We start from the raw sequence: 17,589 nt of genomic DNA on the forward strand, positions 1-17,589 counted from the left end.
TCCCGCTGTGCTGCGCTGGTCCTGGGGTCAGGCAAAGCTTGCCAGATCCACCATGCTGTGGCCGAGCGCTACCGGCCACAGCGTTTCCCAGCGGATGAACCAGGCACACAGCACCAGGTGGGCGAAGAACGCTGCGACCACCAGGTGGCCGCCTTGTTCCCAATGGGTCGACGCGAAGATGGCCGATACGGCCAGCACGAACCATTGCTGCGAGGGCCTTGGGCGGTAGCTGGCGTACAGCAGCCAGGGCAGTCCGATGAAGAAGATGCTTTCCACCAGCCCCGCGCTGAAGGCCGCATAGGCGCGGGCGGCCGCCCCGGCCAGGCCACCCGGAAACATCTGCGCCAACGGCCAGGAGCTTGCCGGTGGCCGGAGCAGCGTCCACGCCAGGTTGCGCGCCACGAGAAATGCCAGCCCCGCTGTCACGAAGACCGCAAGGGCCCGCCATGCCAGGAATCGCCAATCCATGGCCGGTGCGGCCAGGCCGTAGTGGCGGGGTCGCAGCGAGGCCGCGCGCGCAAGCAGCCACAACAATGCTGCGGGCAAGACCACCCACTCGCACAGATCCGCCATCCAGAACAGATGCATGCCCCCTTGGGCGAGCGCGGGAAGGTACAGGCCATTGGCCTGCCAGATCGCCAGAACGGGGAGCAGGGCGCAGGCAACGACCCGCTGCTGGCGCTGATCGATGCGCATGGGTGTGGTCGACGGAGGTGGCAAGGGTTTCTCCGGCAGAGGCTGTGCCAAGGGCGTGGAAGATGTGCCTTGGCGTCGCTCGCAAAGTCGCAGGTACGATCCAGGGCGCCATGTTCATGCCTTCTCGCAGGCGGGGCCGCCAATGCCGCAAGCCTTTCGTGAACAAAGTCGCGCTGTGCATACACTCCCTGTTGCCGGCTGCATGTGCGTCCTGCCCCCCTTCCAGATTTCGTAGATCCCCGCTCCCATGCAAGCCCTGTTGAACGCCATCGCCGTGATGGCCCCCATGCCCACCGACGCCCAGCGCGTGTTCCATGGCCGTGGCGGCCTGCACCCGGGCTGCGAGCACTGGGTGCTGGACGTGTTCCCGCCCGTGTGGGTGCTCACCAGCTTCCAGCCCGTGGCCGAAGAGGAACTGGACACCATCGGCGCCGCCCTGGCCGCGCGCTGGGAGCAACTGCACCCGGGCGAGCCGTTGAGCTGGGTCTTCCAGACCCGGCACGAAGGCCGCAGTGAAACGCGGCTGATGGCCGGCAGCGTGCCCGACCCGCATGTCGTCACCGAGCAGGGCGCCCGCTACCGCGTGCACGTGGCCCGGGGCCAGAACCACGGCCTGTTCCTCGACATGGCCGAGGGCCGCCGCTGGGTGCACGACTACGCCGCTGCGCGAAGCGCCGACCGCTACGGCCTCAAGGTGCTCAACTTGTTCGCCTACACCTGCGCCTTCTCGGTGGTGGCCCTGCAGGCCGGCGCCAGGCAGGTGGTCAACGTGGACATGGCCCAGGGCGCCATCGCCATCGGCCAGCAGAACCACCAGCTCAACGGCATCACCACCGGCGCGAGCTTCCTGGCGCACGACATCTTCTCCACCTGGGGCAAGATCACGCGCGGCGGGCCCTACGGCCTGGTGATCGTGGACCCGCCGAGCTTTCAGCGCGGCAGCTTTGTCGCCACCAAGGACTACGCGCGCCTGATGCGCCGCCTGCCCGACCTGCTGGCCCCTGGGGGCCATGCGCTGCTGTGCCTGAACGCGCCCGAGCTGGGCCTGGCCTTTTTGCAGGACCAGATGCGCGAGATCGCACCGGAGCTGGAATTTGTCGAGCGCGTGGCGAATCCGGCGGTGTTCGCCGATGTGTCGCAGGAACGCTCGCTCAAGGTGCTGGCTTATCGCTCGGCGGACTGATCAGCCGCTCACGTGGGAGTGATCAAGGCGTGGTGTCGCCATCGATTCCCAGCACGGAACCGACCGAGCGCTCCAGTTCTGCCACCAGATCCGGGTCCATGTACTGGTACTCGTCGGGGATGTCGAGTACGTGGATGGGTTTGTGCTCCAGGATCCGACCGAACTCCGCCAGGAGGCGGGATTTGTGCTTTTCTTCCATCACGAAGATGGCCTGGGCCCAGCGCAAGTCCTCTTCGGATACATGGTGCCGCGCGCTGGGACTGGTGCCCGCAGAACGCACGGACAGCTGGGGATGGCTGCGCCAGACTTTTTCGGCGGTAGGGCTGCGCCACTGGTTGCGGCTGCAGATGAACAGTACCTGGAGCCGTTGTTCGGGCTGGAGCGCAGGCCGATCAGGGCGGTCTCTCAACGGCTGACCTGGCAGCGGTTCACTAAAGGTGGCGAGTTGGTTGGGGTCTGGCGCCCGTGCGCGTTGTACAGCCTGGCGGTACAGAAGTTTCCAGTTCTTGTCGCGCTGGGGGTCAGGGGGCATGCAGAAAGGGTCGAAGTGGAGTCATCGACCGACTGTAGCGCCACTGCGGAGCGCTTCCAAGCCGGGTGTCCTGCGCTTGCAACACCCTTCAAAGCCGGATGCGGCGATTGCGCCTTGGCATGGGCCTGGTGTCATTGGCTGGCGCGGTGATGGCGCTCCTTGAGCTTCGCCACCTCCTTCACCTGCAGCCGGAAGGCCTCCACGGCCTCCTTCGATTCCGCGTCCCAGGTGTCGGTTTTCATGTGCTGCAGCACGGCCAGGAGCGCGTCGCTCAACTGCCCGATCTGGCGGCCATAGCTGCCCACGTCCTCGATGATCTTCTGCTCCAGCGCGGGGTCCGAAGACTTGCCCATGTTGATGTTGATAAGGCCCACCTGGCCCATCGTCATCTTGGTCCAGTACTGGAAGGCCTGGTTCACGGGGCCGGACAAGGGCATGTAGAAATCGGGCATGGCGCATATCTCCAGGTGGGTTGGCTGCGGCAGAAGAAGGGATTGCACGCCAAAAGCAGCTTTCGATCCAGAAAATTCTGGCAAATCTCCTGCTCCGGAGCACGCGCCTGCGGGTCAGCCCGTGAGCCAGCGCAGCGGCGCCAGCACCGTCTGCGGAAACAGCACCATGATGAACAGCACGGCGAACTGGGCTGCCATGAAGGGCAGCACGCCCCGGGTCACCTCGTCCATCTTCATGCGGCCCACGCCGGCCACCACGTTCAGGATGGTGCCCACCGGCGGGGTGACCAGGCCGATCGAGTTGTTGATGATGAACAGCACGCCGAAGTAGACCGGGTCGATCCCCGCCGCCTTGATGACGGGCATCAGCACCGGGGTCAGGATCAGGATGGTGGGCGTCATGTCCATCGCGGTGCCCACCAGCATCACCAGCACCATGATGGCGATCAGCAGCAGCGTCTGGTTGCCCATCAGTGGCTTGAGCAGCTCGACCATCTGGGCCGGCAGGTTGGCCACCGTGATCAGCCACGACGACACCATGGCCGCGGCCACGAGGAACATCACCACGGCGGTGGTCTTGGCGGCGGTGGTGAAGATCGGCAGCAGGGCGGACAGCGGCAGCTCACGGTAGATGACGCTGGCCACGAACAGCGAGTACACGGCCGCCACCACGGCGGCTTCGGTGGGCGTGAAGACGCCCATGCGCAGGCCCACGAGGATGAACACCGGCAGCGTCAGGGCCCAGACCGATTCGCGTGCGGCGCGCCAGAGCTCGGCAGTGCTCTTTTTCTCGGGCAGGGCCAGCTCCTCCTTGCGCCCCACCCACCACCAGGTGGCCGCCAGGCCCAGGCCGATCATGATGCCCGGAAAGATGCCGGCGATGAACAGCTTGCTGATGGAGACGTTGGCCGCCACGCCAAAGATCACGAAGCCGATGCTCGGAGGGATGATGGGCCCGATGACGCCCGAGGCCGCGATCAGCCCGCCCGACACCTCCTTCTTGTGCCCGGCCTTGACCATCATGGGCAGCAGCAGTGCCGTCAATGCCGCAGCGTCGGCCACGGCCGAGCCCGACAGCGAGGACAGCAAGCATGCCGCCAGGATCACCACATAGCCCAGGCCCCCTTTGACATGCCCAACCAGCGCCAGCGCGAAGTTCACGATGCGCTGCGACAGGCCGCCCACGTTCATGATCTCGCCCGCCAGCATGAAGAAGGGCACGGCCAGCAGCGGAAAGCTGTCCGCGCCGTTAATGAAGTTCTGCGCCAGGATCTGGGAGTCGAACAGATCGAGGTGCCACATCAGGCCCACGCCTGAGGCCAGCAGCGCATAGGCGATGGGGATGCCCAGGGCCATGGCGCCCAGCAGGCCACCGAGAAAAATCAGCACGGTCATGGTCTTGTCTCCGGTTTTCCGGGGGCGGCGTTCTCGCGTGCGAGTTCGGCCTGCAGGGCCTCCAGTTCGGCCTGCTCTTCGGACTCCTTGACCATCACCAGTTCGGCCTCGCTGAGCTTGCCGGTCAGCACGCGCAACAACTGCAGCACCAGCAGAAAGCTTGCGCACACCGAAAACACCACGCCCGATGCGTAAAAGAAGGCCATCGAGGCCCCGGTGACCGGCGCCTCCACATCCCAGTTGATCTTCATCTGCTTGTAGCTGCCCTCGAAGAAAAGCCAGGTGATGTAGAGCATCAGCACCTGCCCGATCACCATGCAGACCTTCTTGCCTTTCACGGGCAGCCGGGACACCAGCATGTCCGTGCCCAGATGGGCGTTCTCCTTGATGGCGGCCACCGCGCCCAGGAAGGTGATCCAGATGAAGAGCCAGCGCGAAAGCTCTTCGCTGACCGTGATGCCGGAGTTGAAAACGTAGCGCAGCACCACGTTGCCGAAGACCAGCACCACCATGGCGGCCAGCGCCAGCGCGATGATCAGGTTGAGGGCCCGGACGTACCGGTCGATGAAGCGGTCGAGCATGTGTTGATTGCCTCCTGGGTGGTGGAACCAGCGGCTCTTCAGAGCACCGCGTTGCGCAGCAGGCCGCGCGCGGCCAGGTTGGCGATGAAGGCCCTGAGGCCGAAGCGCCAGGGCGGTGCCGTCTCGCTGTGGGTCACCGTGTTGTGCAGTGCGCCGAGCCAGGCGCTGTGGATGGTGACCACATCGCCCAGCTTGTGGGTGAAGCCGCTGCCGGGCTGGTCGCGGTCCTCGATGGGAGCGAACAGGGTGCCCAGGAACAGCATGAAACCATCGGGGTACTGGTGCGCGGCCAGGGTCTGGGCCACCAGGTCGACCGGGTCGCGGCTGATGCTGGCCATGGTGTTGATGCCGCGCAGCTCGAAGCCGTCCGCACCCGCCACGTGCAGGTGCACGGTCTCGCTGCGCACCTGGTCCAGGCCGAAGCTGGCATCGAACAGGCGGATGAAGGGGCCGATGGCGCAGGAGGCGTTGTTGTCCTTGGCCTTGCCCAGCAGCAGCGCGCTGCGGCCTTCGATGTCGCGCAGGTTGACGTCGTTGCCCAGGGTGGCGCCCACGATGTCGCCACGGCTGTTCACCGCCAGCACCACCTCGGGCTCGGGGTTGTTCCACGCCGAGTCGGCGCGGATGCCGATGTCCTCGCCAGTGCCCACCGAGGCCAGCACCGGGGCCTTGGTGAACACCTCGGCATCGGGGCCGATGCCCACTTCGAGGTACTGCGACCAAAGGCCCTTGTGCTGCAGCAGGGCCTTCAAGGCCATGGCCTGCTCAGAGCCCGGGCGGATGTCGGCCAGGCTGTCGCCGATCAGGCCGATCACCTGGCTGCGCAGGCCCTGGGCGCGGCTGGCGTCGCCCCGTGCCTGCTCTTCGATCACCCGTTCGATCAGGCTCGCCGCAAAGGTCACGCCAGCCGCCTTCACCACCTGCAGGTCGCAGGGTGCCAGCAGCCAGGGGCGTGCGGTGTCGCGCAGGCCGGGCTGGCTGTTGGCAAGCAGTTCGAGCACGCTGCACAGGTACCGGCCCGGGGCCGCCTGCGCCGCCTCGGCGGGCCGGGGCGTGTCCAGCAGGGTGCTCATGGTGGGGTAGTGCTGGCTCAGGTCATAGACGCCATCGGCGCGCAATGCCACCACGGCGGGCCCAGGCGGGCTGCCATCGACCCAGGCGCGGCCTACCAGGGTACCGGCCAGGCCGTCTTCGGGCAGGATATGGGCGTGCATCGCCGCACCGGCCACGGTGGCCGCTGTTGTTTCACTCATCGGGAAGTCCTTGAAAGTTCGAGATCGGTGCCAACCCGCCCCGGGGGCCGGTCAGTGGTTGTGGCGCGGTGTCGTTTCTGAGATGCGGCGGTAGTCGAGGGCAAAGTCCAGCGTGGCGCCATCGACCAGTTGCCCGGTCTTCTCGCGGTACAGCGCTTCCCAGGGCGACTGGCTTTTGGGCACCGGGGGCGCCGGCAGCTCGCGGCGGCGGCGTGCGATCTCTTCGGGCGCCACCAGCGCATCGCAGCGGCCGGCCGTGAGGTCGATGCGGATGGTGTCGCCGCTCTGCAGCCAGCAAAGGCCGCCGCCTACCGCGCTTTCGGGCGAGGCGTTGAGGATCGACGGGCTGTCGGCCGTGCCCGACTGGCGGCCATCCCCCAGGGTGGGCAAGGTGGTGATGCCACGGCGGATCAGGGCGTCGGGTGGTTGCATGTTGACCACCTCGGCCGAGCCCGGCCAGCCGATGGGGCCGGCACCGCGCATCACCAGGATGCAGCCTTCGTCGATGTCTAGAGCCGGATCATTGATGCGCGCGTGGTAGTCGTCGGCACCGTCGAACACGACGGCACGGGCCTCGAAGACGCCTTCTGCCCCGGGTCGGTTCAGGTAACGCTGGCGAAACGCCTCGGAAATCACCGAGGTCTTCATGATCCCGAAGTCGAACAGATTGCCCCTGAGCACCAGGAAGCCGGCCTTGTGCATCAAGGGCGCTTCAAAGGGGAAAATCACTTCGCGGTCACGGGTCTCGCGGCCCTGCAGGTTGTCGGCCACGGTCTTGCCGGTCACGCTCAGGCAGTCGCCGCGCAAGCGCCCGGCCTGCTGCAGCTCCCACATCAGCGCCGGCACGCCCCCGGCGCGAAAGAAGCGCTCGCCCAGGAACTTGCCCGCCGGCTGCATGTTGAGCAGCAGCGGCAGGTCGTAGGCGTGCGTGGTCCAATCCTGCGCGCGCAGGTCCACACCGGCATGCCGCGCCATCGCCATGATGTGTACCTGCGCATTGCTCGATCCGCCCGCCACGCTGACCACCGACAGCGCGTTGAGAAAGCTCTCACGGCTCAGGATGCGCGAGGGCCGAAGGTCCTCGAAGGCCATCTCGACGATGCGCCGCCCGGTCTCGTACGCCATCTGGCCGCGTTCGCGGTACGGCGCCGGTATGGCGGCACACCCCGGCAGCGACAGGCCCAGCGCCTCGGCCACCGCGTTCATGGTGGAGGCCGTGCCCATGGTGTTGCAGTGGCCGGCAGACGGGGCACTGCTGCAGGCGCGCTGCAGAAATTCTTCTTCGCCGATCTCGCCCGCCGCCAGCTGGCGCCGGCTGCGCCAGATCACGGTGCCCGAGCCCACGAGCTCGCCGTCGTGCCAGCCATCCAGCATGGGCCCACCCGAGAGCACGATGGCCGGTATGTCCACGGTGGAGGCCGCCATGATGCCGGCCGGCGTGGTCTTGTCGCAGCCCGTGGTCAGCACCACGGCATCGATGGGGTAGCCGTACAGGATCTCGACCAGGCCCAGGTAGGCCAGGTTGCGGTCCAGCGCGGCCGTGGGGCGGCGGCAGTTCTCGAAGATCGGGTGCACCGGGAATTCCATCGGAATGCCGCCGGCATCGCGGATGCCATCGCGCACGCGCCGCGCCAAGTCCACATGGATGCGGTTGCAGGGCGACAGGTCGCTGCCGGTCTGCGCAATGCCGATGATGGGCCGGCCCGAGCGCAGTTCCTCGGGCGTGAGCCCGTAGTTCATGAAGCGTTCGAGGTAGAGCGCGGTCATGTCCGAGCGCTCGGGGTCGGCGAACCACTCGCGCGAGCGAAACGGGCGGCGGGGTGTCTTGTCCATGGCGTGGCTTCTGAAAAAGGGGAGAAGGGCTGTCGCGTTGGCGCGGGGCAGAGCCCGCGCCGGCCGGATCACTTGGCAGTGCCGCGCACCTTGGCCAGTTCGGCGTTCAGCTCGCCGGTGGTCTCTTCCCCGAATTCCTTGCCGTACTTGGCCAGCACCGGCTGCAGCTTGGTGCGCATCCTGGCTTGTTCAGCGGGCGACAGTTCGGTCACCTGCATGCCCACCTTCTTGAGTTCGCCCAGGGCCGTCTCGCTGAAGGCGCGGATGGTCTTGCGCTCGAACAGCGTGGCCTCGCGGGCTGCCTCCTGCACGATCTTCTGCTCCTGGGCCGAGAGGCCGTCCCAGGCCTTCTTGGACATCAACAGCACCCAGGCGCTGTACATGTGGCGCGACAGCACCAGGTGCTTTTGCACCTCGTAGAACTTGCTCGACAGGATGGTGGCGGGCGGGTTCTCCTGGCCATCCACGGCGGCCTGCTCCATCGCCGAATACAGCTCGGTGAACGGCATGGGCGTGGCGTTGGCCCCGAGGGCGTTGAAGGTGTCCAGGAACAGGGGGCTCTGGATCACGCGCAGCTTCAGGCCCGCCAGGTCATCGGCCTTGGTGATCGGGCGGCGCGAGTTGGTGACGTGGCGAAACCCGTTCTCCCAGAAGCCCAGGCCCACCAGGCCTTTTTCAGGCAGCTTGGCCAGCAGCTTCTGGCCGAAGGGGCCATCGAGCACGGCATCGGCCTCCTGCTCGGTGTTGAAGGTCAGGGGCAGGTTCAGCACACCGAAGGGTTTGATCAGCGACATCAGGGTCGAGCTGTCGGGAATCGTCATCTCCAGGGTGCCGCCGCGCAGCGCCGAGGTCATGGTCACGTCGTTGCCCAGCGACCCGCTCGCGTACAGCTTGGCCACCAGCTTGCCGCCGCTCTTGGCCGACAACTGCTCGGCAAAGTGCTTGACGGCCAGCGCCTGAGGGTGGTCATCGTTCAGGCCGATGCCCACCTTGAACACGTGTTCCTTGATCTGTGCAGAAACCGGAGTGGCCAGGGCGGCCAGGATCGTGGCCGCCAGGGCCAGTGTTTTGAACTTCATGAATGTCTCCAAATATGGAATGGCTGGACACGGTGGGCTGCCCCATCGGCGCCATCAGGTCTCTCACGGACCCTCCTGAACGCAAGGCAGAGATTAGGTTTTGGGCCTTGCCGGGTCCACTCACTTTTTTGCTAGCATCCATTCCAAATGCTTATGACTTCAGGCCCGTTTCCGGGTAAACCCCTGTCCCTGGCCCAGGCCTGCGCGAGGCTGCGTTTCCGGCACCTGCAGTTTCTGGACATCCTGGGCCAGACGCGCAACCTGCGGCTGACGGCCGAGCAGATGCACATCACCCAGCCAGCGGCCACCAAGATCCTGATGGACATCGAGGAGATCCTCGAATCGCGCCTGTTCGAGCGCCTGTCGCGTGGCATGCGGCCCAACGAACTGGGCCTGTTCACATTGCGCTATGCCGCCTCCTCGCTGGCCGGGCACCGCAAATTCGTCGAAGAATTCAATGCGCTCAAGCAAGGCGGGCACGGCCACCTCACCATAGGCGCCATCACAGGGTCGGCTGCGCACGTGCTGATCGCCTCCGTGGCCGAGATACAGCGCCTGCGCCCGCTGCTGGTGCTCAAGGTGCTGGAGCAGAGCAGCGATCAGCTCGTCGCCTGGCTGGCGGAGCGCAAGATCGATCTCATGATCGGGCGCTTCACCGACGACACGCAGCGAACGCAGTTCCAGTACGAGCGCCTGTCCAGCGAGCCGCTGCAGGTGGTTGCGGGCGTACACCACCCGCTGCGCGGCGTTCGCGACCTTGGCATGGCGGAGCTGTCCCACTGGCCCTGGATCCTGTACCCCGCCTCGACGGCCTTGCGCAAGGTATCCGACGACATCTTCGGGCGCAACGGGCTGGCACTCGCTTCGGGGGTGGTCGAAACCCCCTCATTCCTTTTCGCGCTGGAGATGATGCAGGCGACCGACATGCTTTCGCTGCAGCCCTCGGCGCTGGTGGAGCGCTACATCCACAAGGGGCTGCTGGCGCGCATTCCGGTGGAGCTGCCGGACCGCATGCCGGACTATGGCCTCATCACGCGGCTGGGCGAGCCACCCACACCGGCCGCGCAGGCGTTCATCGACGTGCTGCGCGCGGTGGCGGCCCCGTCCATCGACACCGCGCCGTGATCCGGCTGCAGCCGCGCCTCCTGCTTCGATAACAAAAGCTTGTTGGAAAATGCAGGCAATCTCTTCGCCTGCAGCCCTGCATGTACAGGGGTGCCGGCGCGCAGGCCGTTATGCTCTGCGCCCTTTCTTTGTTTCTTTCTCTCTCTCTCTCTCTCTGAATCCCTGCGGGACCCCCATGCCAGATCACCCGGACATCCCCGAACCCATCAACGAACCCCGCCTGTGGAGCGACGAGCGCTGGATGGCGCGCGTCATCAAGAACGAGGACGACGATGGCTGGGCCGTGTCCATGACGCTGCACGGCGAGGCCGAACCCGCGCTGGTGGGCCCCTGGACCATGGGGCGCGACAAGAAGAACCCCAAGCCGCTCGATGTATCGGCCTTCAACACCCTGGTGAAGACCGCCAGCGAGGTGCTCCGCCGGCATGAGCAGCAGCTGCACGCCCAGCTCAACAAGAACCTGGCCATCACCACCGCCCAGGGTCAGCGCCTGCGCGTTGCGCTGGCCATCGTGCCCGACGAGGAGGGCGCTACGGCCACGCTGAGCGCGCAGGACGAGCTGGGCGAAGAGCTGGCGCGCGTGCCCGTGTCGCCGGGCTTCAAGCTCACCGTGGCCAGCGCCACGGCCTGGGTCGAGAGCGGGTTCGAAAAGCCGCGCTGACAGCGCGCCGGTCTTGCTCGCGACTGCAAAAGTGCGGGTTTTTCCCTAGAATGGAGGTGCCGGGCAGAAAAGCTTTCCGTCCGGCAGCGTTCTCAGGGCGGGGTGCAATTCCCCACCGGCGGTATCTGTGCAGTCTTGGGCCATCCGGGGCCGCACAGCAGCCCGCGAGCGCCCGTGGCAACTGGCCGGTGGATCTTCGGATGCACGCCAGACGCGGCGGGGTCAGCAGATCTGGTGCGATGCCAGAGCCGACGGTCACAGTCCGGATGAAAGAGATCGCGAAACCATGGGCCCCTGCCGCAGGTGTGGGCGCCCGCGTGGGCAAGTTGCCGCTAGGCGCTGCCGGTTTTCGGACCGGCACGGCCGTGCGGCCTGCCCGCGCGTGCGCCATGCCGTGTGCAGCCGCCTTGTTCGCGCGCGCCCTGATTCTGGTAATCCTTTTCTTCGATACGAGAAAATCCATGAATCAGCCCTTCCCTTCCCGTGCAGTCACCGCGATAGGCGACAACGGCGCAGCGCGCAACGAGCGCGTGGCGCTGATCTGTGCCAGTTGGCACCGGGACATCGTCCACCAGGCCCGCGATGCGGCCGTGGCGGAATTCGCCCGCAGCGGCCTGCCCGCTGGCCAGGTCGAGCATTTCGACGTACCGGGTGCGTTCGAGATCCCGCTTTTGGCCAAGAAGCTTGCGCAAAGCGGGCGCTACGACGCCATCGTGGCCTGTGCCCTGGTGGTCAACGGCGGCATCTACCGCCATGAATTCGTGACCACGGCCGTCATCGACGGCCTGATGCGCGTGCAGCTCGATACCGAGGTGCCAGTGATGAGCGCCGTGCTCACGCCGCGCGACTTCCACGAGCACGAAGAGCACCTGCGCTTCTTCCGCGAGCACTTCGTGAAGAAGGGCACGGAAGTGGCCCAGGCCTGCCTTGCCACCATGGCCCACCTTCGCGCGCTGGAGCCCGCCCACGGAGACTAAGAGCGGCTAAAAAAACTCTTCTGGCGTCGTTGCAGCGCCTTGTCGTACTACTCGTACTGCCTGCGACGCTGCGCCTAACCAGAACCGCTTCGCTGAGTTTTGTTGTCCGCTCCAAGGCTCCGCAGGCCCTGGCCGCTTGCGGCGGGGCCTGAAGCGCTCAGCCCGCCGCCAGCCGGGGCACCTGGTGCAGCGGGACTGTGGGCGCGTTGCTGCCCTGGGCTTTACCGGCACCCGGGCGCAGTCGGAACACGGCCACGGCCTGCACCAGTTGCTGGGCCTGCACCTTGAGGCTGTCGGCCGCGGCCGCACTTTCTTCTACCAGGGCCGCGTTCTGCTGCGTGGCCTGGTCCATCTGCGTGATGGCTTCGCCCACCTGGGACACCCCCAGGCTCTGCTCGCTGCTGGCGGCGCTGATCTCGCCGACGATGTCGGTCACGCGGCGGATCGAGGCCACCACCTCGGTCATGGTGGCGCCCGCCTTGTCGACCAGCGTGGTGCCCTGCTCGACGCGCTCCACGCTGGCGTGGATCAGGCTCTTGATCTCCTTGGCGGCCTCGGCACTGCGGCCGGCCAGGCTGCGCACCTCGCTGGCCACCACGGCAAAGCCCCGGCCCTGTTCGCCTGCGCGGGCGGCTTCCACCGCCGCGTTCAGCGCCAGGATGTTGGTCTGGAAGGCAATGCCGTCGATCACGCTGATGATGTCGGCGATCTTCTTGCTGCTGTCGTTGATGCCCTTCATGGTCTTCACCACCTCGGACACCACGTCCCCGCCCTGAACGGCCACGGTCGATGCACTCATCGCCAACTGGTTGGCCTGGCGGGCGTTGTCGGCATTGGCCTGGACGGTGGAGTTGAGCTCCTCCATCGAAGCCGAGGTTTCTTCCAGCGCGCTGGCCTGCTGCTCGGTGCGGGCCGACAGGTCGTTGTTGCCCTGTGCGATCTCGGCGCTGGCCAGGGCCACGCTGTCGGCATTCGTGCGCACATTGCTCACCACGTTCGACAGGCTGTCCTGCATGGTGTGCAGGGCGTTGAGCAGTTGCGCAATCTCGTCCTTACCACGCACCTCGGTGGCCACCGTCAGGTCACCGCTGGCCACGGCCTGCGACACCAGCACGGCATTGCCCAGCGGCTGCGTCACGGTGCGGCTGAACATGATGGCGCCGGCTATGCCCAGGGCGCACACCACCAGCATCACCGCCAGGCTGATGGTCGTGGCGCGCGATGCGGTGGCGGCCGCGCGGTCGGCCACTTCGCTGCTGGCCTTGGCGATCAGCTCACCCGCCTGGTCGAGCAACTGCGATGGCTCGCGGTCCATGCCCTGAACGGCCTTGTCGCCCGCTTCCACGTCCTGGCCAGCCGCCTTGAATGCCTCGAAGCCCTTGCGGTAGGCCGTGCCCATGCGCTCGTGGGCCTGCGCAAATTTCACCACGCGCTCGCGTCCCTCGCCAGGGGGCAGGGCGGCGATCAGTTTTTGCGCCTGGTCACTGACGGATTTCTCTTGCTTTTCGAACGCGGCCCAATAGCGCGTGAGCTGGGCCGGGTCCTTGCCGCGGATCAGCACGTTCTTCCATTCCTGCACCTGCACCTTGAAGCCATTGAGCACATCCGACGCCATGCGCTCGTGCAGGTAGCTTTGCGCCACGGTCGTCTGGTAGGTGTCGAGCGCCTGGTTCAGGCGGCTGATGCCGAACAGGGCGGCGGCGAACAACAGCAGCAGAGAGGCCGTGAAGGCCAGGGGAAGTTTGAGACTGAGCTTCATGGAGGAGGCTCCTTGCATGCCATGGGCCACCGTGTCGGTGGATCTGGAGCCCGGCGCGTCCCCCGGTGCGGGCGATCAGCACCCGGCTCGTGGCTTCATTATGGGTGTTGTAAAAATTTGTGTGCGCTTTTTGCTGCGCTGCAGCAGGGGTATTGCACAAATCTTGCTGGCGACGGTTGGGCACAGCCCATCGCCCGTTGCGGCGGGGCAACGAGCGCCCTGATGCGTGCGAGGGCGGGTCTCACAGTACGCCGGATGCGCGCAACTGCGCAATGCGCGCCGCATCCAGCCCCAGCTCGGCCAGCACCTCGTCGGTGTGCTGCCCCAGCGCCGGCGGCGCATTGCGCAGCGTCGGCGGGTTGGCCGACAGGCGCAGCGGGCTGGCCACGCCGGTGATGTGGGTGACGCCGTCACCGGCCTCGCCGTCCTTCCAGCGCGGCAGGGCCACGGCCAGGCCGCGCGCCTTGACCTGCGCGTCGTCGAAGGCCTGGGCAATGGTGTTGATGGGGCCGCAGGGCACGGCCTTGTCTTCGAGCAGGGTGATCCACTCGGCCGTGGTGCGCGTGCGGGTCAGCGCCTCCATGGCAGGGATCAGTTCGGCGCGGTGCTTCACGCGCAGCGTGTTGGTGGCAAAGCGTTCGTCGCTGGCCCACTGGGGCTGGCCAGCGGCGGTGCAAAAGCGCGCGAACTGGCCATCGTTGCCAATGGCCAGCAGCATGGCGCCGTCCTGTGTGGGGAAGTCCTGGTAGGGCGCCAGGCTCGGGTGGCTGTTGCCCTGGCGCGTGGGGGCATTGCCCGTTGCCAGAAAGCCCGCGGCCTGGTTGGCCAGGATGGCCATGCCCACGTCCAGCAGCGACATGTCGATGTGCTGACCTTCACCCGTGCTGTGGCGCACGTTGAGCGCGGCGACGATGGCCGTGCTGGCGTACACGCCCGTGAACAGGTCGGTGAGCGCCACGCCCACGCGCAGCGGGCCGCCGCCGGGCTCGGCGTCGCCCCGGCCGGTGATGCTCATCATGCCGGTCATGGCCTGGATCATGAGGTCGTAGCCCGCGCGCTCGGCATACGGCCCGTCCTGCCCGAAGCCGGTCACCGAGCAGTAGATCAGGCGTGGGTTCAGCGCGCGCAGGCTCGCATGGTCCAGCCCGTACTGCTTGAGGCCCCCGACCTTGAAGTTCTCCACCACGATGTCGCTTTGCAGCGCCATGTCGCGGATGAGCTGCTGCCCCTCGGGCGTGGCCATGTCGATGGTGACCGAGCGCTTGTTGCGGTTGCAGGCCGTGAAGTAGCTGGCCTGGTTGGTGTCGTTGCCCTCGGCGTCCTTCAGGAACGGAGGGCCCCAGTGGCGCGTGTCGTCGCCCGCGCCGGGGCGCTCCACCTTGACCACGTCGGCGCCCAGGTCCGCCAGGATCTGCGTGCACCACGGGCCCGCCAGCACGCGCGAGAGGTCCAGGACTTTGATGCCATCGAGGGCGCCGACAGAAGGTGTGGTCATAGGGTCAGGAACTGCAAATCGTGAAAGGACAGACGGCCGCCGCACCATGCATGGGGCAGCGGCCGTAAAAGGGCAGGGCGCGCTGGCGCGCCTTTGTTGGGCTTAGTTGCTGAATGCAGCAATACCGGTTTGCGCACGGCCCAGGATCAGCGCATGCACGTCGTGCGTGCCTTCATAGGTGTTCACCACTTCCAGGTTCACCAGGTGGCGGGCCACGCCGAACTCATCGCTGATGCCGTTGCCGCCCATCATGTCGCGGGCCAGGCGAGCGATGTCCAGCGCCTTGCCGCAGCTGTTGCGCTTGATGATGGAAGTGGCTTCCACGGCGGCGGTGCCTTCGTCCTTCATGCGGCCCAGGCGCAGGCAGGCCTGCAGGCCGATGGCGATCTCGGTCTGCATGTCGGCCAGCTTCTTCTGGATCAACTGGTTGGCAGCCAGGGGGCGGCCGAACTGCTTGCGGTCCAGCGTGTACTGGCGCGAGGTGTGCCAGCAGAACTCGGCTGCGCCCAGGGCACCCCAGGCAATGCCGTAGCGTGCGCTGTTCAGGCAGGTGAAGGGGCCCTTGAGGCCCTGCACTTCGGGGAAGGCGTTTTCTTCAGGCACGAACACGTCGTCCATCACGATCTCGCCCGTCACGCTGGCGCGCAGGCCCACCTTGCCGTGGATGGCGGGGGCCGTCAGCCCCTTCATGCCCTTTTCGAGCACAAAGCCGCGGATGGGGCCCACAGCGCCGCCTTCGGAAACTTCCTTGGCCCAGACCACGAAAACGTCGGCCACGGGGCTGTTGGTGATCCACATCTTGCTGCCCTTGAGCTTGTAGCCACCGTCCACCTTGTAGGCGCGCGTGGCCATGCTGCCGGGGTCCGAGCCATGGTCGGGCTCGGTCAGGCCGAAGCAGCCGATCCACTCGCCGCTGGCCAGCTTGGGCAAATACTTCTGGCGCTGGGCTTCGGTGCCAAATTCATAGATCGGCACCATCACCAGCGAGCTCTGCACGCTGGCCATCGAGCGGTAGCCCGAATCCACACGCTCCACTTCGCGGGCAATCAGGCCGTAGGCCACATAGTTCAGGCCCGGGCCGCCGTACTGCTCGGGGATGGTGGGGCCCAAGAGGCCCACTTCGCCCATCTCGCGGAAGATGCTCACGTCCATCTTCTCGTGGCGGAAGGCGTCGAGCACGCGCGGCGCCAGCTTGTCCTGGCAGTAGGCCGCAGCCGCGTCGCGGATCATGCGCTCGTCATCGCTCAGTTGCTGGTCGAGAAGAAAGGGGTCGTCCCAATGGAAAGCGGCGTTTTTGGCCATGGTGCGTGTCTCCGTGAAGAAGCAGATGAAAGAGGGGGCACGGTACGGGCCGTGCTGCGAGTGGGTGCCATCGTAGGCCTGTCGCTGCTTGTCAGCAAGCGAGTTCTTTTCATCCAGAAATGCGTTTTTGGAATGTATGGAATACTGCGCAATTAGGTGGTCCAAGGTCGGTTGGCTGCCGATTCGGTGTTTTCAAGTTCCTGTTCAGCATGCGCCGCAATATTCCCTCTACCCAGGCCCTGGCCTGTTTCGAAGTCGCCGCCCGCCACGAGAGCTACACCCGTGCTGCGCAGGAGCTGTCGCTTACCCAAAGCGCGGTGTCGCGCCAGATCCAGGCGCTGGAGGAGTTTCTGGGCGTAGCGCTGTTCCGGCGCACACGCCATGGCGTGGTGCTCACGCCTGCCGGCGCGCACTATGGCCGCCAGGTCGCACGCTGGCTGCAGGGTCTGGAGCGCGACACGCTCGATGTGATGGCCCACCAGGGCCAGGGCGGCACGCTGTCGCTGGCGGCGGTGCCCACCTTTGCCACCCGCTGGCTGATACCGCGCCTGCCGCAACTGGCGCAGCAGCACCCCGACATCGTGGTGCACATCGAGACGCAGACCCGGCCCTTTTTGTTTGCCGACGCCCCGTTCGACGCCGCCCTGTACGCCGGCACCGCCGAGCAGGTGGCCAACTGGCCCGGCATCAAGGCGCAGTTGCTCATGCACGAGGACGTGGTGCCCGTATGCAGCCCGCGCCTGCTCGAAGCCGCCGCCCAGCGCGGCCTGGGCCGCGCCTACCAGCCCGTGGCCCCTGCCGTGCTGACCGAGCTGCCCCTGCTGCAGCAAAGCACGCGCCCCTATGGCTGGCGCCAGTGGTTCGAGGCCATGGGCGTCGATGCGCCGCATGCGCTCGACGGCCCGCGCTACGAGCTGTTCTCCATGCTCGCCGTGGCCGCCACTTGCGGCCTGGGCGTGGCGCTGATCCCGCCCCTGCTCATCGAGGCGGAGCTGGCACGCGGCGAACTGGTGGTCGCCTGCAACCAACCGCTGCAGGGCGAGCGCGGCTACTACCTGGTGAGCCCCGCGCATGTGCAGTCGCCGGTGCTGGCGGCGTTTTCGCAATGGCTGCGGGAGGCCGCTCAGGGCAGTGCCTGAGCAAGGGGCTCCCCCGCTTGCGCCTTGCGGCGGACAGGTCTACGCTGGTGGCGCGGGCAATGGTGGGGTGAGGGCCGCGTCCTCCCTGATCCTACAGCCCGGTTGGAAAGATGGACGGAACGTATGC

General features: G+C 66.6%; 16 protein-coding genes and 1 riboswitch. Of the genes, 5 read left to right on the top strand and 11 right to left on the bottom strand.

Features of this window, described 5'->3' with window-relative positions; translation table 11 throughout:
* Positions 1 to 27 precede the first annotated feature (27 nt).
* Positions 28 to 696 (bottom strand): CPBP family intramembrane glutamic endopeptidase, encoded by a 669-nt coding sequence (locus tag QYL93_RS19235; RefSeq protein WP_305745153.1) that lies wholly within the window; start codon positions 694 to 696, stop codon positions 28 to 30.
* Positions 697 to 943: 247 nt separating this feature from the next.
* On the opposite strand from QYL93_RS19235, the gene QYL93_RS19240 reads away from it, so the two are divergent.
* Positions 944 to 1,879, top strand: a complete 936-nt coding sequence (locus QYL93_RS19240; protein WP_305745154.1) for a class I SAM-dependent methyltransferase — start codon at positions 944 to 946, stop codon at positions 1,877 to 1,879.
* A 22-nt stretch (positions 1,880 to 1,901) separates the two neighbouring features.
* Here the strand turns inward: QYL93_RS19240 and QYL93_RS19245 are convergent, their stop codons facing one another.
* From QYL93_RS19245 to QYL93_RS19275, 7 genes are all read right to left on the bottom strand, one after another.
* A complete protein-coding gene (locus QYL93_RS19245) occupies positions 1,902 to 2,411 on the bottom strand; it encodes a low molecular weight protein tyrosine phosphatase family protein (RefSeq protein ID WP_370877004.1) in 510 nt (169 codons plus the stop codon).
* A gap of 131 nt (positions 2,412 to 2,542) precedes the next feature.
* Positions 2,543 to 2,863, bottom strand: a complete 321-nt coding sequence (locus QYL93_RS19250) for a hypothetical protein (RefSeq protein WP_305745155.1) — start codon at positions 2,861 to 2,863, stop codon at positions 2,543 to 2,545.
* 114 nt (positions 2,864 to 2,977) lie between these two features.
* The gene (locus tag QYL93_RS19255) at positions 2,978 to 4,258 is read right to left on the bottom strand and encodes a TRAP transporter large permease (RefSeq protein WP_305745156.1); all 1,281 of its coding nucleotides are present in this window, start codon (positions 4,256 to 4,258) and stop codon (positions 2,978 to 2,980) included.
* Complete coding sequence (locus tag QYL93_RS19260; protein ID WP_305745157.1) at positions 4,255 to 4,839, bottom strand: TRAP transporter small permease; 585 nt, start codon at positions 4,837 to 4,839, stop codon at positions 4,255 to 4,257. The genes QYL93_RS19255 and QYL93_RS19260 overlap by 4 nt, the downstream gene beginning before the upstream one ends.
* A 38-nt stretch (positions 4,840 to 4,877) precedes the next feature.
* Complete coding sequence (locus tag QYL93_RS19265; protein WP_305745158.1) at positions 4,878 to 6,092, bottom strand: fumarylacetoacetate hydrolase family protein; 1,215 nt, start codon at positions 6,090 to 6,092, stop codon at positions 4,878 to 4,880.
* Between the two features lie 51 nt (positions 6,093 to 6,143).
* Positions 6,144 to 7,925: an IlvD/Edd family dehydratase gene (locus tag QYL93_RS19270; RefSeq protein ID WP_305745159.1), complete on the bottom strand. Its 1,782-nt coding sequence runs from the start codon at positions 7,923 to 7,925 to the stop codon at positions 6,144 to 6,146.
* Positions 7,926 to 7,993: 68 nt separating this feature from the next.
* Positions 7,994 to 9,004 (bottom strand): TRAP transporter substrate-binding protein, encoded by a 1,011-nt coding sequence (locus QYL93_RS19275; protein ID WP_305745160.1) that lies wholly within the window; start codon positions 9,002 to 9,004, stop codon positions 7,994 to 7,996.
* A 147-nt stretch (positions 9,005 to 9,151) separates the two neighbouring features.
* On the opposite strand from QYL93_RS19275, the gene QYL93_RS19280 reads away from it, so the two are divergent.
* From QYL93_RS19280 to QYL93_RS19290, 3 genes are all read left to right on the top strand, one after another.
* Positions 9,152 to 10,129: a LysR family transcriptional regulator gene (locus tag QYL93_RS19280; protein WP_305745161.1), complete on the top strand. Its 978-nt coding sequence runs from the start codon at positions 9,152 to 9,154 to the stop codon at positions 10,127 to 10,129.
* Positions 10,130 to 10,304: 175 nt separating this feature from the next.
* A complete protein-coding gene (locus QYL93_RS19285) occupies positions 10,305 to 10,790 on the top strand; it encodes a hypothetical protein (protein ID WP_305745162.1) in 486 nt (161 codons plus the stop codon).
* Positions 10,791 to 10,874: 84 nt separating this feature from the next.
* A riboswitch (FMN riboswitch) is annotated at positions 10,875 to 11,072 on the top strand.
* Positions 11,073 to 11,251: 179 nt separating this feature from the next.
* Positions 11,252 to 11,767 (top strand): 6,7-dimethyl-8-ribityllumazine synthase, encoded by a 516-nt coding sequence (locus QYL93_RS19290; protein ID WP_305745163.1) that lies wholly within the window; start codon positions 11,252 to 11,254, stop codon positions 11,765 to 11,767.
* Positions 11,768 to 11,924: 157 nt separating this feature from the next.
* On the opposite strand, the gene QYL93_RS19295 is transcribed toward QYL93_RS19290, so the two are convergent.
* From QYL93_RS19295 to QYL93_RS19305, 3 genes are all read right to left on the bottom strand, one after another.
* A complete protein-coding gene (locus QYL93_RS19295) occupies positions 11,925 to 13,526 on the bottom strand; it encodes a methyl-accepting chemotaxis protein (protein ID WP_305745164.1) in 1,602 nt (533 codons plus the stop codon).
* 241 nt (positions 13,527 to 13,767) lie between these two features.
* Positions 13,768 to 15,021 (bottom strand): CaiB/BaiF CoA-transferase family protein, encoded by a 1,254-nt coding sequence (locus QYL93_RS19300; RefSeq protein ID WP_305745165.1) that lies wholly within the window; start codon positions 15,019 to 15,021, stop codon positions 13,768 to 13,770.
* Positions 15,022 to 15,123: 102 nt separating this feature from the next.
* Positions 15,124 to 16,323 carry an acyl-CoA dehydrogenase gene (locus tag QYL93_RS19305; RefSeq protein ID WP_305745166.1) on the bottom strand — a complete coding sequence of 400 codons (1,200 nt, stop codon included), beginning with the start codon at positions 16,321 to 16,323 and terminating at the stop codon, positions 15,124 to 15,126.
* Positions 16,324 to 16,532: 209 nt separating this feature from the next.
* Here QYL93_RS19305 and QYL93_RS19310 point away from each other — a divergent pair, with 209 nt between their 5' ends.
* Positions 16,533 to 17,462, top strand: coding sequence for a LysR family transcriptional regulator (locus tag QYL93_RS19310; protein WP_305745167.1), 930 nt, complete (start codon positions 16,533 to 16,535; stop codon positions 17,460 to 17,462).
* Positions 17,463 to 17,589: the final 127 nt, after the last annotated feature.

The sequence above is a fragment of the Acidovorax sp. A1169 genome (genome assembly GCF_030704685.1).
Taxonomy (GTDB): domain Bacteria; phylum Pseudomonadota; class Gammaproteobacteria; order Burkholderiales; family Burkholderiaceae_C; genus Acidovorax.